This window comes from Neorhizobium sp. DAR64860/K0K1, assembly GCF_050500205.1.
In the GTDB taxonomy this organism is placed as follows: Bacteria; Pseudomonadota; Alphaproteobacteria; order Rhizobiales; family Rhizobiaceae; genus Neorhizobium; species Neorhizobium soli.
The window spans coordinates 3,352,152-3,374,695 of record NZ_CP191459.1; the positions used below are offsets into that span (position 1 = coordinate 3,352,152).

General features: G+C 59.4%; 20 protein-coding genes. 13 read left to right on the forward strand and 7 right to left on the reverse strand.

Features of this window, described 5'->3' with window-relative positions:
• The first annotated feature begins 235 nt into the window (after positions 1–235).
• The 8 genes from hemE to ACQY1J_RS20890 all read left to right on the forward strand — a co-directional run bounded on the left by hemE (position 236) and on the right by ACQY1J_RS20890 (position 8,913).
• Entirely contained in the window at positions 236–1,270 is a 1,035-nt protein-coding gene (gene hemE, locus ACQY1J_RS20855) for a uroporphyrinogen decarboxylase (protein ID WP_430250744.1), read from the forward strand.
• On the forward strand, positions 1,267–1,809 hold the full coding sequence (hemJ, locus tag ACQY1J_RS20860) for a protoporphyrinogen oxidase HemJ (RefSeq protein ID WP_113109970.1): 543 nt from the start codon (positions 1,267–1,269) through the stop codon (positions 1,807–1,809). The genes hemE and hemJ overlap by 4 nt, the downstream gene beginning before the upstream one ends.
• Before the next feature lie 192 nt (positions 1,810–2,001).
• On the forward strand, positions 2,002–3,267 hold the full coding sequence (gene rho, locus ACQY1J_RS20865) for a transcription termination factor Rho (protein WP_092665173.1): 1,266 nt from the start codon (positions 2,002–2,004) through the stop codon (positions 3,265–3,267).
• Between the two features lie 88 nt (positions 3,268–3,355).
• Entirely contained in the window at positions 3,356–4,654 is a 1,299-nt protein-coding gene (gene mnmE / locus ACQY1J_RS20870) for a tRNA uridine-5-carboxymethylaminomethyl(34) synthesis GTPase MnmE (RefSeq protein WP_430250745.1), read from the forward strand.
• A 37-nt stretch (positions 4,655–4,691) separates the two neighbouring features.
• A complete protein-coding gene (gene mnmG, locus ACQY1J_RS20875; protein WP_430250746.1) occupies positions 4,692–6,575 on the forward strand; it encodes a tRNA uridine-5-carboxymethylaminomethyl(34) synthesis enzyme MnmG in 1,884 nt (627 codons plus the stop codon).
• The gene (gene rsmG / locus ACQY1J_RS20880; RefSeq protein ID WP_184655569.1) at positions 6,572–7,189 is read left to right on the forward strand and encodes a 16S rRNA (guanine(527)-N(7))-methyltransferase RsmG; all 618 of its coding nucleotides are present in this window, start codon (positions 6,572–6,574) and stop codon (positions 7,187–7,189) included. Before mnmG ends, rsmG begins: the two co-directional genes overlap by 4 nt.
• A gap of 13 nt (positions 7,190–7,202) precedes the next feature.
• A complete protein-coding gene (locus ACQY1J_RS20885) occupies positions 7,203–7,994 on the forward strand; it encodes a ParA family protein (RefSeq protein WP_430250747.1) in 792 nt (263 codons plus the stop codon).
• Between the two features lie 37 nt (positions 7,995–8,031).
• A complete protein-coding gene (locus ACQY1J_RS20890; RefSeq protein ID WP_174197310.1) occupies positions 8,032–8,913 on the forward strand; it encodes a ParB/RepB/Spo0J family partition protein in 882 nt (293 codons plus the stop codon).
• 18 nt (positions 8,914–8,931) lie between these two features.
• On the opposite strand, the gene holA is transcribed toward ACQY1J_RS20890, so the two are convergent.
• Genes holA through leuS form a run of 3 tightly spaced genes read right to left on the reverse strand, consistent with a single transcriptional unit; the run spans position 8,932 to position 13,146 of the window.
• Positions 8,932–9,969, reverse strand: a complete 1,038-nt coding sequence (gene holA / locus ACQY1J_RS20895; RefSeq protein ID WP_430250748.1) for a DNA polymerase III subunit delta — start codon at positions 9,967–9,969, stop codon at positions 8,932–8,934.
• On the reverse strand, positions 9,957–10,517 hold the full coding sequence (locus ACQY1J_RS20900; protein WP_430250749.1) for a hypothetical protein: 561 nt from the start codon (positions 10,515–10,517) through the stop codon (positions 9,957–9,959). The genes holA and ACQY1J_RS20900 overlap by 13 nt, the downstream gene beginning before the upstream one ends.
• Positions 10,510–13,146, reverse strand: coding sequence for a leucine--tRNA ligase (gene leuS / locus ACQY1J_RS20905; RefSeq protein ID WP_430250750.1), 2,637 nt, complete (start codon positions 13,144–13,146; stop codon positions 10,510–10,512). Before leuS ends, ACQY1J_RS20900 begins: the two co-directional genes overlap by 8 nt.
• Positions 13,147–13,325: 179 nt before the next feature.
• Here leuS and ACQY1J_RS20910 point away from each other — a divergent pair, with 179 nt between their 5' ends.
• Together ACQY1J_RS20910 and ACQY1J_RS20915 are read left to right on the forward strand one after the other, a co-directional pair.
• Entirely contained in the window at positions 13,326–13,985 is a 660-nt protein-coding gene (locus tag ACQY1J_RS20910; RefSeq protein ID WP_430250751.1) for a YggS family pyridoxal phosphate-dependent enzyme, read from the forward strand.
• 88 nt (positions 13,986–14,073) lie between these two features.
• On the forward strand, positions 14,074–16,011 hold the full coding sequence (locus ACQY1J_RS20915) for a propionyl-CoA synthetase (RefSeq protein ID WP_430250752.1): 1,938 nt from the start codon (positions 14,074–14,076) through the stop codon (positions 16,009–16,011).
• An 80-nt stretch (positions 16,012–16,091) separates the two neighbouring features.
• Here the strand turns inward: ACQY1J_RS20915 and ACQY1J_RS20920 are convergent, their stop codons facing one another.
• Entirely contained in the window at positions 16,092–16,814 is a 723-nt protein-coding gene (locus tag ACQY1J_RS20920; RefSeq protein WP_062462856.1) for a DUF1013 domain-containing protein, read from the reverse strand.
• Between the two features lie 183 nt (positions 16,815–16,997).
• Between ACQY1J_RS20920 and acs the strand changes: the two genes are divergently transcribed.
• Positions 16,998–18,950 (forward strand): acetate--CoA ligase, encoded by a 1,953-nt coding sequence (gene acs / locus ACQY1J_RS20925; protein WP_430250753.1) that lies wholly within the window; start codon positions 16,998–17,000, stop codon positions 18,948–18,950.
• 21 nt (positions 18,951–18,971) lie between these two features.
• Here acs and ACQY1J_RS20930 read toward each other — a convergent pair whose 3' ends face one another.
• The 3 genes from ACQY1J_RS20930 to ACQY1J_RS20940 form a co-directional block, all read right to left on the reverse strand.
• Positions 18,972–19,193, reverse strand: coding sequence for an excalibur calcium-binding domain-containing protein (locus tag ACQY1J_RS20930; RefSeq protein ID WP_430250754.1), 222 nt, complete (start codon positions 19,191–19,193; stop codon positions 18,972–18,974).
• A 62-nt stretch (positions 19,194–19,255) separates the two neighbouring features.
• The gene (locus ACQY1J_RS20935; RefSeq protein ID WP_430250755.1) at positions 19,256–19,699 is read right to left on the reverse strand and encodes a thermonuclease family protein; all 444 of its coding nucleotides are present in this window, start codon (positions 19,697–19,699) and stop codon (positions 19,256–19,258) included.
• 62 nt (positions 19,700–19,761) lie between these two features.
• Positions 19,762–19,980, reverse strand: coding sequence for a DUF1674 domain-containing protein (locus ACQY1J_RS20940; protein ID WP_113167260.1), 219 nt, complete (start codon positions 19,978–19,980; stop codon positions 19,762–19,764).
• A gap of 112 nt (positions 19,981–20,092) precedes the next feature.
• Here ACQY1J_RS20940 and htpX point away from each other — a divergent pair, with 112 nt between their 5' ends.
• Together htpX and ACQY1J_RS20950 are read left to right on the forward strand one after the other, a co-directional pair.
• On the forward strand, positions 20,093–21,082 hold the full coding sequence (gene htpX / locus ACQY1J_RS20945; RefSeq protein WP_113167277.1) for a zinc metalloprotease HtpX: 990 nt from the start codon (positions 20,093–20,095) through the stop codon (positions 21,080–21,082).
• A complete protein-coding gene (locus tag ACQY1J_RS20950; RefSeq protein WP_430250756.1) occupies positions 21,073–22,488 on the forward strand; it encodes an RsmB/NOP family class I SAM-dependent RNA methyltransferase in 1,416 nt (471 codons plus the stop codon). The genes htpX and ACQY1J_RS20950 overlap by 10 nt, the downstream gene beginning before the upstream one ends.
• Positions 22,489–22,544 lie beyond the last annotated feature (56 nt).

Consider the following 22,544-nt stretch of genomic DNA (forward strand, 5'->3'; position numbering starts at 1 on the left):
TTCACAAGATATCCACAAGAGAGCTTCACCAAGCGCCAGGCACAAGCAATTGATATCCCTGATCGAAATATGGTTATCCAGAAGCTCTGCCAAGAATGCCCGGAAGTTTTCCTTTTCAACGGTACGGAGCGGCAGATCGTCGCGTCTTCTGTGCAGGAGTTTTAATCCTTGCTACTCACCGACTCTAAGAAATAGAAGATCTTGAGAATCTTATTTTCTTTATTTGGAGAACCCATTGGCCGGTCCGACCAGGAAGATCGTTGAGGTGCTGAACGGCAGGACGATCACCCCACCGCCGATATGGCTTATGAGGCAGGCAGGTCGATATCTGCCCGAGTACCGCGAAGTCCGTGCGGCAGCCGGTTCGTTTCTCGATCTCTGTTATACGCCGGATCTGGCTGTCGAAGTGACGCTTCAGCCTATCCGGCGCTACCAGTTCGACGCAGCCATCCTGTTTTCCGATATCCTCGTCATTCCCGATGCCTTGAAGCGCAATGTTCGCTTCGTGCAGGGAGAGGGTCCAAGGATGGATCCGATCGACGAAGCAGGGATTGCAGCGCTCGATGGCAGTACGATGCTTTCCCACCTTGCACCGGTGCTGGAGACGGTTCGGAGGCTTCGGCTGGAGCTACCCCCTGAAACTGCCCTGATCGGCTTCTGCGGGGCTCCCTGGACCGTTGCGACCTATATGATCGCGGGTCAGGGAACACCGGACCAAGCGCCGGCACGTCTGTTCGCCTACCGCTACCCCGAGGCCTTTGAAAAACTGCTGGCTCTGCTGGCGGAGATGTCTGCCGAATATCTGATCGGTCAGATCGATGCGGGCGCAGATGTCGTCCAGATCTTCGATTCCTGGGCCGGCGTGCTCGGGGAGAAGGAATTCGAGGAATTCTCGATCAAGCCCGTGCGGCGGATCATCGATATCATCAAGGCAGCGCGACCTAACGCGAAGGTGATTGCTTTCGCCAAGGGTGCAGGCATGAACCTCAAACACTACCGGGCCCGGACGGGCGCAGATGCAATCGGGCTCGATTGGTCGGTGCCGATGTCGTTTGCGCAGGAGCTGCAGAAGGACGGGCCCGTCCAGGGCAATCTCGATCCAATGCGCGTGGTGGCAGGCGGAAAGTCCCTAGACGACGGGATCGACGCGATCCTGCAGGGGCTTGGACAAGGTCCGCTTATCTTCAACCTCGGCCACGGTATCACGCCACAAGCGGATCCGCAGACCGTTGCGCATCTTGTGAAACGGGTCAGAGGATCGGGCGTATGACGCCGGACGACCGCACCGGTGCCGGAAATGGGCGGCGTGTCGCGTTCCGGGCGGCGACGGCGCTTTCGGTTTTCGTCGTCGTGCTGTTTTTTATCTACTGGCTGCGGCCGGATGATTTCCTGCTCTACATCAAGGCGTTTCACGTCATCGCCGTGATTTCCTGGATGGCCGGGCTGCTCTACCTGCCCAGGCTTTTCATCTATCACACGGAAGCCGAGCCGGGTTCTGCCCAGTCGGAAACCTTCAAAGTGATGGAGGGGCGGCTCCTCAAAATCATCATGAACCCGGCGATGATGATCAGCTGGGCGCTTGGGCTTTATCTCGCCTGGGCGGTCTACGGTTTCCAGGGTGGCTGGCTTCATGCCAAGATCCTGTTTGTCCTGCTGCTCACCATGGCGCATATGCGGTTCAGTGCCGAAGTTCGGGCTTTTGCCATAGACGGGCCGCGCAAAACCGCCCGCTACTGGCGGTTGATGAACGAGATCCCGACGGTTTTGATGATTGCCATCGTAATCATGGTCATCGTTAAGCCATTTTGATGGTGTCTTGAGCTTTTTCTTAACTCCGCCTGCCCCTCCCCCTTGCAGGCGTGCTCGTGAACAGCTATTTTCCCAGCCATCTCATCTCGTGGCATGTGTGTAATCGTCTGTCCTACCCCGGTGTCTTCCGCGGTAGCGAATTTCACCGACACGCCTGTTTCCCCAAAAAATTCTGAATATGGTCCCCTCTTCATGGCTGAAATGAAGCTTCAAGAACTCAAGAGCAAATCGCCGACCGATTTGCTGACATTCGCCGAATCGCTGGAGGTGGAAAACGCCAGCACCATGCGCAAGCAGGAATTGATGTTTGCGATTCTCAAGATCCTGGCCAGCCAGGATGTCGAGATCATCGGCGAAGGTGTCGTTGAAGTTCTGCAGGATGGCTTCGGCTTTCTCCGTTCGGCCAACGCCAATTACCTGCCTGGCCCCGATGATATCTACATCTCTCCCTCGCAGATCCGCCGCTTCTCGCTGAAGACCGGCGACACCGTCGAGGGACCGATCCGCGGGCCGAAGGAAGGCGAGCGCTATTTCGCGCTGCTGAAGGTCAACACGATCAACTTCGACGACCCGGAAAAAATCCGCCACAAGGTGCATTTCGACAATCTGACACCGCTTTACCCGAATGAGCGCTTCAAGATGGAACTTGACGTCCCGACGTCGAAGGACAATTCGGCGCGCGTCATCGATCTCGTCGCACCACTCGGCAAGGGCCAGCGCGGCCTGATCGTCGCGCCGCCGCGTACGGGTAAGACCGTTCTCTTGCAGAACATCGCGCATTCGATCACGGCAAACCACCCCGAGTGCTATCTCATCGTTCTCCTGATCGACGAGCGGCCGGAAGAAGTGACGGACATGCAACGCTCGGTGAAGGGCGAAGTTGTTTCCTCGACCTTCGACGAACCCGCCATCCGCCACGTTCAGGTGGCTGAAATGGTCATCGAGAAGGCGAAGCGCCTCGTCGAACACGGCCGCGATGTCGTCATTCTGCTCGACTCTATCACCCGTCTTGGCCGCGCCTACAACACGGTCGTTCCGTCATCCGGCAAGGTTCTGACCGGTGGTGTGGATGCCAACGCCCTGCAGCGCCCGAAGCGCTTCTTCGGTGCCGCCCGTAATATTGAAGAAGGCGGATCGCTGACCATCATCGCTACGGCGCTGATCGATACGGGCAGCCGTATGGACGAAGTCATCTTTGAAGAGTTCAAGGGTACCGGCAACTCGGAAATCGTGCTCGACCGCAAGGTTGCAGACAAGCGCATCTTCCCGGCCATGGATATTCTGAAATCCGGCACGCGCAAGGAAGATCTTCTCGTCCAGCGCCAGGACCTGCAGAAGATCTTTGTTCTCCGTCGCATTCTCGCGCCGATGGGAACGACCGATGCAATCGAGTTCTTGATCGACAAGCTGAAGCAGACCAAGAGCAACAGCGACTTCTTCGACTCGATGAACACCTGATCCTTAGCCGGATTCACTGCTACCGAGAGGCGCTCGTCGTAAAGACGGGCGCTTTCGAGTTTCTGGGACACAGTCGGAAAGCCGCACCATGAACCCTGATACGATCTTTGCCCTTTCGAGTGGAGCACTGCCCGCAGGTCTCGCCGTTATCAGGCTAAGCGGCAACCAAGCCTTCACCGCGGCTGAGACGCTTGCTGGTCGTTTAGCGACAAACCGTAAAGCATCGCTCAGAACGATTCGCGGCCGAAACGGCGCGATCATCGATCAGGGACTGGTAGTCGGCTTCCCGGGGCCAAACTCGTTTACGGGTGAAGACTGCGTCGAACTGCATGTGCATGGCAGCCGCGCCGTTGTTGCAGCTCTCATCCTGGAGCTCGAGCAAATCGACGGACTGAGGTTGGCCGAGGCGGGAGAGTTTTCAAGGCGAGCGTTTGAGAACGGCAAGTTGGATCTCGTCGAGATTGAAGGTCTTGCGGATCTCATCTCTGCCGAAACGGAAATGCAGCGCCGTCTTGCGGTCGAGCAAAGCTTTGGCGGCCAGTCAGCGCTCTATATCGACTGGGCTGAGCGTCTGACGCGGTCGCGTGCTCTGATCGAGGCCGAGCTGGATTTCGCTGACGAGGACGACGTGCCGGGTTCCGTATCGGAGCGGGTCTGGAGCGAGGTGGGACAGATTTATCTGGAACTTCTCCAGCATCTGGAAACCGCAAAGTCTGGCGAGATCATCCGAGACGGCTACAAGATCGTCATCGCCGGGCCTCCGAATGCGGGCAAAAGCAGCCTTTTGAACGCGCTTGCGAACCGGGATGTTGCGATTGTGACGGAACGTGCTGGAACGACCCGGGATATCCTGCACGTCGATCTCGATATGTCGGGTTATCTCGTCCGGTTCTTCGATACGGCTGGCCTGCGGGAAAGCGACGATATTGTCGAAGTCGAAGGGATCCGTCGGGCCCGTGTTGCGATCGAGCAAGCCGACATGATCCTCTCTCTCAACGAGATCGATTCGCCGGCGTTACAAAACCATGAGTTTAGTCACGCTAACGTTCTAACTGTCGGAACGAAGCTGGATGCGCACGCACCTTCGGACGAATTCGACCTTTGCATCTCCACAAGGACCGGCGACGGGCTCGAGCTCCTCAGGGAGACCATCCTCCGAAAGATCACAGCGCTGTGGACCGGTTCGCTGGTTCCGAACAGAGCTCGCCAGGTCGACGCACTGAAAGATGCTTCCAATTTTATCGCAGAGGCGTTAAACGGCACGGAACTTGACTTGAGAGCCGAGAGCCTCCGAGCAGCCGCATCCGCCTTGGGGCGCATTACGGGCCGGGTCGATGTCGAGCAGTTGCTGGATGTTATCTTCTCGCAGTTCTGTATCGGAAAATGATTCACGTGAAACACTCGGCTGACGTGGGACAATGAATATGGACCAAAATTTCGATGTCATCGTCATTGGTGGTGGTCACGCGGGTTGCGAGGCCGCGAGCGCTGCAGCGCGGATGGGCGCGAGGACGGCCTTAATTACCCACAAACGTGAAACGATTGGTGTCATGTCCTGCAATCCCGCGATTGGCGGGCTGGGCAAAGGTCACCTCGTGCGCGAGGTCGATGCACTTGACGGTTTGATGGGCCGGGTCGCAGACGTTTCCGGAATCCAGTTCCGTTTGCTCAACCGGAAAAAGGGTCCCGCCGTTCGTGGTCCCCGTACGCAGGCCGACCGGCGCCTTTACCGTAAAGCGATGCAGAAGGAAATCTTCAATCACCTGAACCTCACTGTCATCGAGGGTGACGCATTCGACCTCATCACGGACACTGGTCGAGTGTCAGCTGTCATCATGAGGGATGGCCGTCGATTCGGATGCGGAACGGCTGTACTCACGACCGGTACGTTCCTGCGCGGGCTTATTCATATTGGGCATGAAAAGATACCAGCCGGTCGGGTGGGTGAGGAACCATCGCTCGGGCTATCAGCGACGCTTCTTGGACTTGGCGTTGCCTTGGGGCGCCTGAAAACCGGCACACCGGCACGGCTTGATGGGCGGACCATCGCCTGGGACAAGCTTGACAAGCAGGAAGCCGATGAGCAGCCAGTTCCATTCTCGTTCATGACCGATAAAATCGTAACGCCGCAAATCAGCTGTGGAGTGACCCGCACGAACGAGGCGACCCATCGGATCATCTCCGACAACATCCACCTGTCCGCAATGTATTCCGGCCAGATCGAGGGCGTGGGCCCGCGTTATTGTCCGTCAATCGAAGACAAGATCGTGCGGTTCGGTGAGCGCGACGGGCACCAGATCTTCCTAGAGCCCGAAGGGCTTGATGATCCAACTGTTTACCCAAACGGAATATCCACGTCCCTGCCCGCATCAGTCCAGGAGGCTTTTATCCGGACGATCTCGGGCCTCGAGCAGGTCGAGATTATTCAGCCCGGCTATGCGATCGAGTATGACTATGTTGATCCGCGGGAATTGACGCCCACGCTGGAAGTCAAGAAATTGCCAGGACTGTTCCTGGCTGGCCAGATCAACGGCACGACGGGTTACGAGGAAGCTGCCGCGCAAGGAATGGTCGCCGGCCTCTCAGCAGCGATCACGGCTTCGGGAGGCCAGCCGGAGCCGTTCAGCCGAGCCGAATCCTATATCGGTGTCATGGTCGATGACCTCACGTCGAAGGGCGTGACGGAACCTTATCGGATGTTTACATCACGTGCAGAATACCGCCTTTCGCTACGAGCCGACAACGCCGATGTCAGGCTCACTCAGAAGGGCATCGAACTGGGCTGCGTGGACGCTGATCGTGCAGCGAAGTTCGCGGCCTACTCCAAAGCAGTCGACGAAACCCGTGCGATGCTAAAATCCCTCTCGCTGACACCTAAACAGGGTGCAGCTCACGGATTGTCCCTCAACCAGGACGGCCAGCGGCGTACGGCGTACGAGCTGCTCGCCTACCCCAACCAATCGATGGCTGGTCTGGCCGGTGTCTGGGGAGAACTCCATGGGGTCAGTGCGAAGATAGCGGAAGCTCTCGAGATCGAGTCCACCTACTCTGTCTACATGAATAGACAGGCTGCAGATATTGGCTCAACGATCCGCGATGAGTCAAAAACCATCCCCCTGTCCTTCGATTATTCTACAGTGCCCGGTCTCTCAAACGAGCTACGAATAAAGCTCGCGAAGCATCAGCCCAGCAATATGGCGCAGGCCGCAAAAGTTGACGGTATGACGCCGGCAGCGTTGGCACTTATTCTTGCGCTTGTAAAAAAAGAAGCCGCGGTCGTGGATCGCGTAAAACGAGTCTCGGCATGATGTTGAACGGCAGAAGTGTTTCACGTGAAACGCAGGAGAGGCTTGAGCATTTTGCTACGCTCTTCTCCAAGTGGGCGAAAACAATCAACCTTGTCGCTCCCTCGACCCTGAACGAGATTTGGCAGCGTCATATCGCCGATAGCGCGCAGATCTTTCAACTATCCCCGGGGCCATCAAAATGGATCGATCTTGGCTCGGGCGGTGGCTTTCCAGGAATCGTGACTTCGATTTTCCTCGCCGAGCTTGAAGATGGTTGGGTTCACTTGGTCGAAAGCAACCATAAAAAGGCTGCTTTCCTCCGCGTCGCTCTAAACGAAACCGGAGCTCGGGGTTCGGTTCACCCGCTCCGGATCGAGCAGGCGGCACATGAATTGCCTGAATGCCAGCGCGTTTCCGCTCGCGCTCTGGCTGATCTCGACCAACTTCTATCCTATTCCTCCGATTGGATGGTCGAGACGGAAGCTAGAGGCTTCTTCCACAAAGGCCGGGATTATCGCCGTGAAGTCAGCGAAGCCCGTAGTCGCTGGGATTTCGATCTGCTAGAACACCAAAGCGTTGTCGAGCAGGACTCGGTTATTCTTGAGATCAGCAACCTCCGACGCAAGGACCCGTAAAGTCAGGTGCGATATGTTCGAAAAGAACCGTATTATTACCATCGCTAATCAAAAAGGCGGCGTCGGTAAGACGACGACAGCAATCAACCTTGCAACGGCGCTCGCCGCAATCGGCGAAAACGTCCTCATCATCGACCTTGATCCCCAGGGAAACGCCAGCACTGGCCTCGGTATTAACCGCAAGGATCGCGTTCATTCGTCTTATGACGTGCTGATGGGTGAAAGCGATATTGGCGAAACTGCCGTTCCGACTGCTGTTCCGAACCTGTCCATCGTTCCCTCCACCATGGATCTTCTCGGTTTCGAGATGGAGATTTCGCAGGCCACGGACCGCGCTTTCCGGTTAAAGCGGGCGCTGGATACTGATGTCGCGCGTGCATACACTTATATCCTCGTCGATTGCCCACCCTCTTTCAATCTCCTGACGATGAATGCGATGGCCGCAGCGCATTCGGTGCTCGTACCTCTGCAGTGCGAGTTCTTTGCGCTCGAGGGTTTGAGCCAGCTCCTCGAAACGGTTGACCAGGTCCGCCGGACGGTCAATCCGCTGCTCGATATCCAGGGCATCGTTCTGACGATGTTCGATGCGCGCAACAATCTGGCCCAACAGGTCGTCAGCGACGTCAGGACATATCTCGGTGATAAGGTGTACCACACGCTGATTCCGCGCAACGTTCGGGTATCCGAAGCGCCTTCATATGGTAAGCCGGCTATTCTTTACGATCTGAAATGCGCCGGGAGCCAGGCCTACCTTCAGCTCGCCTCCGAGGTGATCCAGCGGGAACGTCGGCGCAAGGCAGCTTGAAACCCTTCTTTGATTACACGAAATAACAGGTGACAGGATGAACGAAGATCCCTCGAAAAGGCGGCTGGGCCGCGGGCTTGCTGCGCTTATCGGTGAGATGGATCAGCCTGTGCAGGTCAATGCACCTGCGAAAAACGTCAATCCAGACCGTATGGTGCCGATCGAGCATGTTTCGCGCAGTCCGAAAAACCCCAGGCGCCATTTCGATGAGGCGGAGCTGCAGGATCTCGCCAGCTCGATCAGGCAGCATGGCATTGTCCAGCCGGTCGTTGTTCGGACAGTCGACGGTCGCCTTGAGATCATTGCCGGTGAGCGGCGGTGGCGTGCAGCGCAACTGGCGGGACTGACTGAGATCCCAGTCATCGTCCGCGACGTAGACGATCGGACCGCACTTGAAATCGCAATCGTTGAAAACGTTCAGCGGTCCGACCTCAATCCGCTCGAAGAGGCGCTCGGTTACGAGCAGTTGATTGCCGAACATGGCTATACCCAAAACGATCTGGGTGAAATCATCGGCAAGAGCCGCAGTCACGTCGCAAACAGCCTTCGCCTTCTGAAATTGCCGGACCCGGTTCGCGACATGCTGTCTGCCGGAAGCCTTTCGGCTGGTCACGCGCGTGCCTTGATCACCACGTCTGATCCCTCGTCCCTCGCGCGCACGATCGTGTCCAAAGGCATGTCGGTGCGCGATGCAGAGCGGCTTGCGCAAAACGATATCAAGTCCCAGGGGATGCCCCAGCTTGAAACCAAGTCGGTCGAAAAAGATTCCGATACGCTGGCCTTGGAGCGCACGTTGACCGATGCTCTCGGATTGGATGTGAAGATCAATCACCGCGGGGGCAGCGGCCAGGTTCGGATCAACTACCGCAATCTCGAGCAGCTTGAAGAGGTTTGCCGGTTGCTGGAGCGCCGCGGTTAGCGCCTTCCCAGATCGTCATCAGCGATATCGCGAAGACTGTATCGCGATTGCCATCAGGCTGTGGAAGGCGATGCTGGGCTCGAGACTTTGTCTTTGCCGGGACTGAAGGACGGCCGCCTGCAGGCGCTCGGTTTCCCGGGCAAGTGCCGGCGCGGTCCAGGATCGCAGCGCCTTTTCGATAATCGGCTTGCGCTTGAAATGGATATGCCGACCGAGCGTCATCATGACCTGTGCGGCCTGCAGCTTCTTGTCGTCCATTTCCGCCCGCATCACATCCAGCAACTGGAACTGTCTGAGGCAGGATTGCAGGATCAGGAAGATCGGCGTCTTGGATACAAGCACCTTCTGGAAAGCGCGCTGAAGAGACGCCACGTCTCCGGAGAGAATGGCGTCGACGGCCTCGTCCGCGGAGACGCTGCTCGCATCGCCGATGATTTCATCGACGTGATCTTCGGTAACAGTCCCCGCACCGCGACAATAGAGCGCAAGCTTCTTCACCTCATTGCGGGATGCGATTCGATCGCCGCCGAGAAGCTCCATCAGGCGCTGGCGGGCAGCGCCGCTGATGGTGAGGCCTTCGGCCGACAGTTCGGTATCGATCAGGCCGGCAAGCGCGCGTGCATCGTCCGCATAGCAGGGAATGACGGCGATGGAGCGGACCGGCTCCACCACCTTGCGAAGGCCGCTGCCCTTCTTCAGGTCACCAGCCTCGATGATTAAGATATTGGCGGGAGGCTCATCCTTGGCGAGCGCCTGCATGGTATCCAGCAGCGGCTTCTCGTTCATTGCGCCACGGAGCCAAACCAGTTTGGCGCCGCCGAAAAGGCCAAGTGAGTTGACCTCATCGAGAAGACGGCCGGGATCTCCCTGGAGATCGGACACATCAAGTTTGAGCATCGCGAATGGGTCGTCCTGCGCGACACCGGTCTTGGCTGCGATCTGCGCAGCCCGCTCGGAAACGAGCCCGCGATCGGGTCCATAGATGACGAAGATCTTGTAGAGGCCGACCGACTTGTCAAGAAACCGGTCGAACTCGTGGGATTTTATTTCTGCCATACGGGAGGCGACTGGGGCTCGCGGGCAAGGGCAATGGCGATCTCACCACGCAGGAACTCGGCTGTCTCGCGGGCAGCACGGTTTTCAGCGTCGCGGATTGCCCGCAGTTTTGCAAAGCTCTGTCCCGGGACATCGATCAAGGCGACGACTTCGCGCTTGGCCGTTTTCAGGATCTTGCTGTCGCTGATACGGGTCAGCGTATAGGTGACATCCACCTGAACGCGGCCGGCAACAGGGATGTTGCTGACAGAAACGGTGTCATCGTCGCTGGTAAGGTCGAGAATGCTCGAGGCGGAGCTCGTGGCCGTCATCTTGACTTCATAGAGCGGATGCGCCGTCTCGCCTGCACCGTGACCGGTGAGGAAGACGAGATTGTTGCGGATCACCTGCTCAATACGGGTCTTCGGATCCGCAAACTCCACGGATGCGAGCTTCTGACCGGTGCCTTCCTGTTCGGAATAGAGAGGCCGTGCCTGGCATCCCGCCAGAAGGGCAAGTCCGGCGATGCCAAGTGCGATGCCAAAGCGGCGGAATGAGCGATCAGGCAACAATGTTCACGATCCTCTGTGGGACGACGATGATCTTCTTCGGTGGCTTGCCACCGAGAGCGGCTTTTACCACGTCGAGTGCGAGGGCTGCAGCCTCGACGGCAGTTTGATCCGCGTCGCGCGCGATTGTCAATTCGGCGCGCTTCTTGCCGTTGATCTGGACCGGCATCGTGACGTCGTTTTCGACGACGAGTGCCTGGTCGAACTGTGGCCATGCGGTTCTCGATACCATCTCGCCATTGCCGAGCACGGCCCAGCATTCCTCGGCCAGATGCGGCGTCATTGGCGCGACGATCTGGATCAGGATTTCCGAGGCGTTGCGAACAGCGGCACGGTAGGCGGCGTCGCCCTTGCCGGCGGCAACATCGGTCAGCGGCGCGGCCAGCGCGTTGACCAGTTCGTAGATGCGAGCCACGGCCTTGTTGAAGGACAGCTTGTCGAGATCGCCCTGCACGGCCTGCAGCGTCTTGTGGGCCAGCTGCGAGATTGCCAGTCCATCGCCGTCCTTAGCCGGAGTCGGATCGACCGTCTTCAGGTTTTCGGCAGCTTCCGAGATCAGGCGCCACAGTCGCTGGGTAAAGCGGTAGGCACCTTCGACACCCGCTTCCGACCAGATCACGTCGCGATCCGGCGGGCTATCGGACAGAACGAAGAAGCGGGCCGTATCGGCGCCGTAGGATGCGATAATGTCATCGGGATCGACGACGTTCTTTTTCGACTTCGACATTTTTTCGATCGAGCCGATGGTGACGCCGGCGCCGCTTGTCAGCAGCGTCGCGGTACGCTTGCCGTCGACTTCCTCGATACGGATATCGGCAGGAGCAACCCATTCACCGTTTTGGCCGGACTCGCCGAGACGGTAGGTTTCGTGCACGACCATGCCCTGCGTGAACAGGCCCTTGAACGGTTCCTTCACCGCCACATGGCCGGTCTCGCGCATGGCACGGGTGAAGAAGCGCGAATAGAGCAGATGCAGGATGGCGTGCTCGATGCCGCCGATATACTGATCGACCGGCAGCCAGTGATCGGCAACGGCCGGGTTGGTCGGCTCGTTCAGCCAAGGGGCTGTGAAGCGCGTGAAATACCAGCTGGAATCGACAAACGTATCCATCGTGTCCGTCTCGCGACGGGCATCGTGGCCGCATTTCGGGCAGCTGACATGGCGCCAGGTCGGGTGGCGGTCGAGCGGGTTGCCCGGCAGGTCGAAGGTGACGTCGTCGGGCAACTGCACCGGCAGGTCCTTCTTCGGCACCGGCACGACGCCGCAGACTTCGCAATGGATGACAGGGATCGGGCAACCCCAGTAGCGCTGGCGGGAAATGCCCCAATCGCGCAGGCGGAAGTTCACCTTGCGCTCGCCCTGCGGTGCATTGCCGAGCGTCTGTTCGGACAGCCTATCGGCAATGATCTGAAACGCTTCGTCCGTGGACTTGCCGTCCAGGAAGCGGGAATTGATCATCACGCCGTCGTCGACGAAAGCGGTATCGCCGATCTCAAACGTGGCGGCATCACCATCCCTGGGCATCACCACGGCAACGACTGGAAGATTGTATTTGCGGGCAAAATCCAGGTCGCGCTGGTCGCCGGCCGGGCAGCCGAAGATTGCGCCTGTGCCGTATTCCATCAGCACGAAGTTCGCGACATAGACCGGCAGTTCCCACGAGGGATCGAGCGGATGCTTGACGCGGACGCCTGTGTCGATGCCCTTTTTCTCGGCCGTTTCCAGCGCAGCGAGAGACGTGCCCTGCCGCCGGCATTCCTCGGCGAAGGATTCGATCTCAGGGTTGTTCGCAGCCGCGGCCTTCGCCAGCGGATGGTCGGCAGCGATCGCCAGGAACGAGGCGCCGAACAGCGTGTCGGGACGGGTCGTATAGACCGTCACGTCCTTATCGACGCCGGCGGGTGCGGTGTCCGCGACGATTTCCCAGCGCAGGCTCATGCCTTCGGAGCGGCCGATCCAGTTCTTCTGCATCAGGCGGACCTTTTCAGGCCACTGATCCAGGTTGTCGAGTTCGTCGAGCAGATCCTGGCTGAAATCAGTGATCTTGAAGAACCACTGCACGAGCTCGCGCTGCTCGACGAGAGCGCCCGAACGCCAGCCGCGACCGTCGATTACCTGCTCGTTGGCCAGAACCGTCTGGTCGACCGGATCCCAGTTGACCTTGGATTGCTTGCGATAGACCAGGCCCTTTTCCATCATGTCGAGGAAGAGGTGCTGCTGCTGCTGGTAATATTCCACGTCGCAGGTGGCGAACTCGCGCGACCAGTCCAGCGAAAGGCCCATCGCCTTCAGCTGCTTCTTCATGGATTCGATGTTCTGGTAGGTCCAGGCCTTGGGATGGGTCTTGTTGTCACGCGCGGCGTTTTCGGCCGGCATGCCGAACGCGTCCCAGCCCATGGGATGCAGAACGTTGAAGCCGCGGGCGCGCTTGTAGCGGGCAACCACGTCACCCATCGCATAATTGCGCACGTGACCCATGTGAATGCGGCCGGACGGATAGGGGAACATCTCGAGGACGTAATACTTTTCCCGCGGATCGGCATTGTCGGTTTCGAAAACCTTCGCCTCGTTCCAGGTCTGCTGCCAACGGGGCTCGGCATCGCGCGGGTTGTAACGTTCAGTCGCCATCTGGATGATATTCCGGGAAATCAGGATATAGGAGTCGGGCAGACCTTCACCATGAATGGCCGCAATCGTCAAGTTTTTGAGGCCTGACACGTGCCAAACTTTGATGGGACATGCCCTTGGCAGAGCCTCATATGGGCTTTAATCGCTTGCATCACAAGAATAGCGAAAGGTGACGGACAATGAGCGTCGAACAACGGCTCCAGGAAGTCAGGACAAGGATCGGCAAGGCGGAAGAGACGGCCAATCGCTCCGCGGGCTCTGTCTCGCTCGTCGCTGTCTCCAAGACATTCGATGCCGGTGACATTAGGCCGGTCATCGCGTCGGGCCAGCGTGTGTTCGGCGAAAACCGGGTGCAGGAGAGCCAGGGCAAGTGGCCGGAGCTCAAGGCGGAGACGCCGGGCATCACGCTGCATCTGATCGGTCCGCTGCAATCCAACAAGGCGGCCGATGCGGTGGCTCTGTTCGACGTAATCGAGACGGTGGACCGCGAGAAGATTGCACGAGCCCTGGCAGACGAAATGGCCAAGCAGGGCAAGTCGCCGAAGCTCTATGTGCAGGTGAATACCGGACTCGAACCGCAAAAGGCAGGCATCGAGCCGAAAGAGACGGTGGCGTTCGTCGCGCTTTGCCGAAACGAACTGGGGCTCGCCGTCGAAGGGCTGATGTGCATTCCGCCCGCGGATGAAAATCCGGGACCGCATTTCGCGCTGCTGGCCAAGCTTGCCAAAGAATGCGGCGTGGAGAAGCTTTCCATGGGCATGTCCGGCGATTTCGAGACGGCGGTGGAATTTGGCGCCACCAGCGTGCGAGTCGGTTCGGCAATCTTCGGCGCGCGCTGAAGTCTAACCCGTTGGTCGGGCTTCCCGCCCGATCGTCCCTCCCCTACACTCGCCCGATCAGGCTATGCGGTTGTGTTGGGAGGTACAGATGCAAAGCCAATATTTCGAAGTCTACAGCAGCTGGGAAAACAACCCAGAGGCCTTCTGGAAGTCCGCGTCAGAGGCGATCGACTGGTTCAAAGAACCGGACGCGGTCTTTGATGCCAATGCCGGTGTCTATGGTCGGTGGTTCGTGGGGGGTGAAACCAACACCTGCTACAATTGCCTCGACCGCCATGTCGCGGCGGGTAACGGCGATCGGCTCGCCTTCATCCACGACAGCGCGATGACCGGTGCGCAACGGTCCTTCACCTATGCCGAGGTTCTGGCGGAGGTGAAGGCGATTGCAACTGTCATGCGCGATCTCGGCATCGGTCAGGGCGACCGGGTCGTCATCTACATGCCGATGGTGCCGGAAGCGATCTTCTCGATGCTCGCCTGCGCGCGGATCGGTGCTGTGCATTCCGTGGTGTTCGGCGGTTTCGCGGCACAGGAACTGGCAGCACGTCTCAACGATTCACAGGCGAAACTGGTTATCTCCGCGAGCTGCGGACTGGAGCCCGGTCGGGTCGTCGCCTACAAGCCGCTGCTCGACAAGGCAATCGAGCTCGCAACCGTGAAGCCGGAGCACTGCCTCATCGTGCAGAGGCCGGAATTGCAAGCCCAGCTCAGGCCGGAGAAGGGCGAGCTAGACTTTGCCGATCTGGTCGGCAAGGCGCTTGGGCGGGATATCGAATGCGTGGCGGTCAAATCAACCGATCCGCTCTACATTCTCTACACATCCGGTACGACGGGAAAGCCAAAGGGCGTGGTGCGCGACAACGGCGGTTACATGGTGGCGCTCGCCTGGAGCATGCCGAATATTTTCGGGATCAAGCCGGGCGAGGTGTTCTGGACCGCGTCCGATATCGGCTGGGTGGTCGGTCACTCCTATATCGTCTACGCGCCGCTGCTTGCCGGCAATACCAGCGTCATCTTCGAGGGAAAGCCCGTCGGAACACCGGATGCAGGGACCTTCTGGCGCGTCATCGCCGACCATGACGTCAAGGTCTTCTTCACGGCGCCAACGGCGTTCCGCGCTATCCGTCGGGAAGACCCGGACGGCGAGCTCATGGCGCATTACGATCTCAAGGGGCTGCGTGCTCTTTTTCTGGCCGGCGAAAGGGCGGATCCGGAAACGCTGAAATGGGCGGAACAGAAGCTGAAAGTGCCTGTGATCGACCACTGGTGGCAGACCGAGACCGGCTGGCCGATCGCCGCCAATCCGATGGGGCTGGGGCTGATGCCGTTCAAGCACGGATCTCCCACACGACCGATGCCCGGCTACGCCATCGATGTTCTTGATGATTCCGGACTGCCGGTGCCGGCGGGGACGCTCGGCAACCTCGCCATCCGGCTGCCGCTGCCGCCCGGATGCCTGCCGACCTTCTGGAGCGCAGATGAGCGTTTCCGCGAGACCTGTCTCAGCACCTTCCCTGGGTACTATACGACCGCAGATGCAGGCGTGATCGACGAGGACGGCTACGTCTTCGTGATGGCGCGCACGGATGACATCATCAACTGCGCCGGGCATCGCCTTTCGACCGGTTCGATGGAAGAGGTCTGTGCGAAACATCCTGATGTGGCGGAATGCGCCGTGATCGGCATCAGCGATACGGTGAAGGGGCAGATCCCCTGCGGCTTCCTTGTCCTGAAGCACAATGTTTCACGGGAAACGGATAAGATCTCGTCGGAAGTCGCAGAAATGGTGCGCTCGGAGATCGGCCCGGTTGCGGCGTTCAAGACGGTCATGATTGTGCCGAAACTGCCCAAAACACGCTCGGGCAAAATCCTGCGGGGCACGATGCAGAAAATCGCGGACGGGATGCCCTGGACCATGCCGGCAACGATCGAGGATCCGGGCGCACTGGATGCGGTGACAGCCGCGCTCACCGCGAAAGGCTATGGAGGAGGCATGCGGGCTGTATCGCGCACAGGCGACACCTAGGCTGGCGACTGAGCGCCCAAATAAAAAGCCCCGGGCTGTGGCCCAGGGCTTTCGTAAAATCGTATCTCGAAGATCGCGGCTTAGAAGCGGCCGTCGTCTTCTTCGTCGTCGTCCTTGCGGGTCGACTTGAGGGAGGAAAGCTTGGCGAACACGGCGTTCGCATCGATTTCCTTTTCCTTCTCTTCTTCGCGTTCGCTGCGGAAACCGCCGAAGCCGATGTTTTCGGCTTCTGCAGCCGGCTGCAGGGATGCACCGAGTTCGGCAGCGGTGGGCAGCGGGCGACCCTTCGAGGCCTTCTCGACTTCAAGGTCGAGATCGATCTGGCTGCAAAGGCCGAGCGTGACCGGGTCCATCGGCGCCAGGTTTGCGGCGTTCCAGTGGGTGCGCTCGCGGATCTGTTCGATGGTCGACTTGGTGGTGCCGACGAGGCGCGAAATCTGCGCGTCCTTCAGTTCTGCGTGATTGCGCACCAGCCAGAGAATGGCGTTGGGGCGATCCTGGCGCTTGGAGACCGGCGTGTAACGCGGGCCGCGGCGCTTGGATTCGGGAACGCGAACCTTCGGCTCGGAAAGCTTGAGCTTGTAGTTGATGTCTTTTTCAGCGCGCTCGATCTCGTCGCGCGACAGCTGGCCGGTGGCGATCGGGTCGAGGCCCTTGATACCCTGCGCTGCTTCGCCGTCTGCAATCGCCTTCACCTCGAGCGGGTGAAGTTTGCAGAACTGGGCGATCTGGTCGAACGAAAGCGCGGTGTTGTCGACGAGCCAGACGGCTGTCGCTTTCGGCATGAGCAGTGTTTGAGCCATAGATATAGTTCCTCTGTCCGTCCGCGCCGGTGTCGCGGGCGTGGGTATCAACCACAATTTCCGGGAATTTATTGCCCTATATTCGATTTGCGTCGGAATTGCAAATCGTCCAGCACCTTACCCTTTGTCTAATTGCGGCCCATGTTCCAGGTGTTAGATATGGGTCAAAGCAGGGAGGAGCACATGTCCGAAAAAATTTATCCGGTCGAGAAAGCCACCAAGGCAAAGGCGCTCATCGACAAGGACAAGTATGACAAGTGGTATGAGGAAAGCATCGAAAACCCGGACAAGTTCTGGGGCAAGCACGGCAAGCGGATCGACTGGTTCAAGCCTTTCACCAAGGTGAAAAACACGTCGTTCAAGGGCAAGGTTTCGATCAAGTGGTTCGAAGATGGCCAGACCAACGTTTCCTACAATTGCATCGATCGGCACCTGAAGACGCATGGCGAGCGCACTGCGATCATCTGGGAAGGCGACAACCCGTATATCGACAAGAAGATCACCTACAATCAGCTCTACGATCAGGTCTGCCGCATGGCGAACGTGCTGAAGAAGCACGGCGTCAAGAAGGGCGACCGTGTCACGATCTACATGCCGATGATCCCGGAGGCAGCCTATGCAATGCTGGCCTGCGCCCGCATCGGCGCGGTGCATTCCGTCGTGTTCGGCGGATTTTCGCCGGAAGCGCTGGCCGGCCGCATCATCGACTGCCAGTCGACATTCGTGATCACCTGTGACGAGGGCGTGCGCGGCGGCAAACCGGTGCCGCTCAAGGAAAATACCGATACCGCTATCCGCATCGCGGCCAAGCAGTATGTCACGGTCAACAAGGTTCTGGTTGTCCGCCGTACCGGCGGCAAGACGAACTGGGCGCCCGGTCGCGACCTCTGGTATCACCAGGAAATCGCCACCGTGAAAGAGCATTGCGAACCGGTGAAGATTAAGGCGGAAGACCCGCTGTTCATCCTCTACACGTCAGGTTCCACCGGAAAGCCGAAAGGCGTTCTGCACACGACCGGCGGCTATCTCGTCTATGCGGCCATGACGCACGAATACACGTTCGATTACCATGATGGCGACGTCTATTGGTGCACGGCCGATGTGGGCTGGGTGACCGGGCATTCCTATCTGGTCTACGGGCCGCTCGCGAACTGCGCGACAACGCTGATGTTCGAAGGCGTGCCGAATTTCCCCGATCAGGGCCGGTTCTGGGAAATCGTCGACAAGCACAAGGTCAACATCTTTTATACCGCGCCGACAGCGATCCGTTCGCTGATGGGCGCCGGCGACGAGTTCGTGACGCGGTCGTCGCGGGCCAGCCTGCGGTTACTCGGAACGGTCGGCGAGCCGATCAATCCGGAGGCCTGGAACTGGTATCACGAAGTGGTCGGCAACAAGCGCTGCCCGATCGTCGATACGTGGTGGCAGACGGAAACCGGCGGCCACATGATCACGCCGCTGCCGGGCGCCACGGCGCTCAAGCCGGGTTCGGCGACCAAACCCTTCTTCGGCGTGCAGCCGCAGCTGGTGGACAATGAAGGCAATGTTCTGGAAGGGGCTGCCGACGGCAATCTCTGCATCATCGACAGCTGGCCGGGCCAGATGCGCACGCTCTACGGCGATCACGACCGCTTCGTCGAGGCCTACTTCACCACCTACAAGGGCAAGTACTTCACCGGCGACGGCTGCCGGCGTGACGAGGACGGCTATTACTGGATCACGGGCCGCGTCGACGACGTGCTTAACGTCTCCGGCCATCGTCTCGGTACGGCGGAAGTGGAATCGGCGCTGGTGTCGCACAATCTCGTGTCGGAGGCTGCCGTGGTCGGCTATCCGCACAACATCAAGGGCCAGGGCATCTATTGCTACGTGACGCTGATGGCGGGCAACGAGGGGACGGAGGAGCTTCGCCAGCAGCTGGTCAAGCATGTGCGCCAGGAGATCGGCCCGATCGCGGCACCGGACAAGATCCAGTTCTCTCCGGGCCTGCCCAAGACCCGATCCGGCAAGATCATGCGACGCATTCTGCGCAAGATTGCCGAGGATGATTTCGGGGCACTGGGAGATACGTCGACACTCGCCGATCCAGGCGTTGTGGACGATCTGATCGCCAACCGCCAGAACAGGGCGGACTGATCCGATAACCCAGGTGGGATGTCAGCGTAGCCGGCATCCCACCTGGGACTGGATTTCTTGAACGTCTCTCAGCGAATGGCAGACGGTTTCGCACGGAATGCCGTCGCGATCCGCATCCGCCCGGCTATACCCCTCGCACCAGAGGATGACGGCCTCCTCGCAGCTTGAAACGTCCTTGCAGGTTTTCGCCTGCGCTGCTCCGGCAAGCAAAACCATCGCAACCAGTATTACAAATCTCTTCATTTCCACCCCCGAATGCGAGGGTATATCTGCATCCGTGCCCAATTCAACCGGGCGATGCAGGCTCAGTCATCACAGACCTGCGCCATTTTGCGGCCGCCGTCATAGGGCTGGACCAATCCGGCCAGAAGCAGGTCCGAGCCGGCGCTGCGGCCATCTGGCAGCACGACATCGGCGACGATGCGGCCGAAATACTTGTCTCCGGTAATGTTGACGAGCTGGATCGTGGCGGACGCCGCCGTCAGTGCCTCCAGCGCCTGTCGCGCGTTGCCACCGGCTTGACGGACGGATCCGCACTTCGACTTCAGCTCCGGCGCATCGATCCCGCGGATGCGGACATAGACCTCCACCGTCTGCTGTGGCCAGGGACGGGCCGCGACCAGGATCGTGTCGCCATCGATGACGCGCAGGATTTGGGCAGTAACCGGACCGGAGATTTCCTCGCGCGCTGTCGCCTCAGCCGCAGAGGCCGTGAAGAGAACAGCAATTAGCGCGAGATATCTGACCATGAAAGGAATAAATTCCGATCACGGCGCGAAGTCAATAGGAATATTTGCTTACGGCTTGCCGCTCAGAAATCGATGGCGCGGCCGTTGATTTCCCAGTCGCCGAAACGGGCCGGATCGGCGCCGCCGCGGCCGCCGAATTCTTCCGGCGTGGCCGTCTGGGCTGCTGCCTGCCGGCGCTCCTCGGCTTCCTTCAGCGCGCGCTGGGCAGCCGGCGACAGCGGTTTGCTTGGCGCTGCGGTCTCGATCTGCGTTTCGCTGTTGTCGTTGTCGGGCGTCTGCATTTCATTCACCGGATGGTTTATTGAAAGTCTGAGCGAATTCACCACATTATAGGGCGTTCTGAAGATTTCGAAAACCCTTACACGGGTTGAATTGGCAACGGGAGATATGACGATGAATGTGATGCGCACCGCCATGCTTCTGGCCTTCATGACGGCGTTGTTCATGGGCATAGGCTTCCTGATCGGCGGCAAGGGCGGGATGATGATCGCGCTGGTGATCGCGGCCGGCATGAACCTGTTTTCCTACTGGAACTCCGACAAGATGGTGCTGTCGGCCTATCATGCGCAGGAAGTGGATGCGCAGTCGGCGCCGGAATTTTACCTGATGGTGCAATCGCTTGCGGCCAATGCGGGCCTGCCGATGCCGAAGGTCTATATCTACGATAACCCGCAGCCGAATGCGTTTGCGACCGGCCGGAATCCGGAAAATGCTGCCGTGGCCGCCTCGACGGGTCTGTTGCAAAGCCTGACGCATGACGAAGTCGCCGGCGTCATGGCGCATGAGCTGGCGCATGTGCAAAACCGCGACACGCTGATCATGACAATCACCGCGACACTTGCCGGTGCAATTTCCATGCTCGGCAATTTTGCGTTTCTGTTCGGCGGAAATCGCGGTAACAACAGCAATCCGTTCGGTTTTATCGGTGTGATAGTCGCCATGGTTGTTGCGCCGTTTGCGGCGATGCTGGTGCAGATGGCGATCAGCAGGACGCGCGAATATTCGGCCGACCGTCGCGGCGCCGAGATCTGCGGCAAACCGCTGGCGCTTGCTTCCGCGCTCTCCAAGATTGCCGGCACGGCGCGGCAGGTTCCGAATTACGAAGCGGAGCGCAACCCGGCGACGGCGCATATGTTCATTATCAACCCGCTTTCGGGCGAGCGGATGGATAACCTGTTTTCGACCCATCCGAATACGGACAACCGGATCGCAGCACTTCAGCAGATGGCTGGTGAGTTCCGGGGGGACATCGGCGGCGGTGGCTCGACGGGGCAGTCTTCGGCTGCTAGACCGCAGCGAAGCGCGCGCTCCGTTCCGAATTCCGGCTCCGACAGCCGGTGGGGCCGCAGTTCGAACGAACCGCCCAAGGGTCCATGGTCTTGAACGACAAGAAAAACAACAAGCCTTCCAGATCAACTGGCGCGCGGGAAAACCCGACATCCCATGCGCCAGGCTCACGCCGTGAAGCCGGACCGGGAAAGCCTGGGCTCGAAGTCCGCATGACGGCCGCAAAGCTTTTGTCGGCGGCCATCGACAAGAAAATTTCGCTCGACGGGATGCTCGACCTGTCCCACGGCAACCCGGCCTACAAGGCATTGGGCGATGCCGACCGGGCGCTGACGCGTGCCATCCTGACCACCGCCCTTCGCCATCTGACCCGGCTCGAAGCAGCGATCTCCTCGATGATCGATACGCCGCTGCCGCATGGCGCGAAATCCCTGCATCACGTTCTGGTGGTTGCCGCTGCACAGATCCTGCATCTCGATGTCCCCTCGCATGCGGCAGTCGACTTGGCCGTCGAGCAGGCCAATCGCGATCCGCGCAACCGGCGCTTCGCCAAGCTGGTGAATGCCGTACTGCGCCGGATGGTGCGCGAAAAGGAAGAGATCCTCGCGGCGACCGCTTCGGTGTCGCCGGTGCCGGACTGGTTCCGTAAGCGTCTGGTTGCCGCCTATGGCGAGACCGAGGCAGACAAGATTGCCGAAGCGCAGCTGACGCCGGCCGCGATTGATCTGACAGTGAAAAGCGATGCCAAGGGCTGGGCGGAAAAGCTCGGCGGCAAGCTGTTGCCAACAGGCAGCATCCGCCTCCAGGCTTTCCAGGGATCGGTGACCGGTCTCGAGGGCTTCGAGGACGGTGAATGGTGGGTGCAGGACGTTGCCGCATCCATTCCGGCACAGTTGTTCGGTGACCTCACCGGCAAGCGCATCGCGGATCTGTGTGCCGCCCCCGGCGGCAAGACGGCGCAGCTGGTTGTGGCCGGCGCGCACGTGATTGCCGTCGAGCAATCCGCCAACCGGCTGGCGCGGCTGAAGGAAAACCTGGCACGGCTCGGTCTCGAAGCGGAGCTTTCGAGCGGCGATCTGTTCGAATTCAAACCGGACGAATTGCTTGATGGCGTGCTGCTTGATGCACCCTGCTCGTCCACCGGCACCACCCGCCGCCATCCCGATGTGCTCTGGACCAAGGGACCCGAGGATATCGGCAAGCTTGCCGTGCTGCAGGAACGCATGCTGCGGCATGCGGTGACGCTGGTAAAACCGGGCGGGCTCATCGTGTTTTCGAACTGCTCGCTCGATCCGCTGGAGGGCGAGAAGCTGGTGGCCAAGGTTCTGGCGGATACGCCGACACTGGAACGCCAGCCGGTCAGCCCGACCGATTGGCCGGGTCTGGAATCCGCGATTTCAGATCTCGGTGAATTCCGGACCACGCCGGCCATGCTGCCGGGGGATGAGACCTTTGCCGGTGGCATGGATGGCTTCTTCGCGAGCGTGCTTCGCGTCAGGTAAGTCTTTATTCACTATAACCTTACATAGTTTCGGTTGATCCATAATCGATTCCGGGC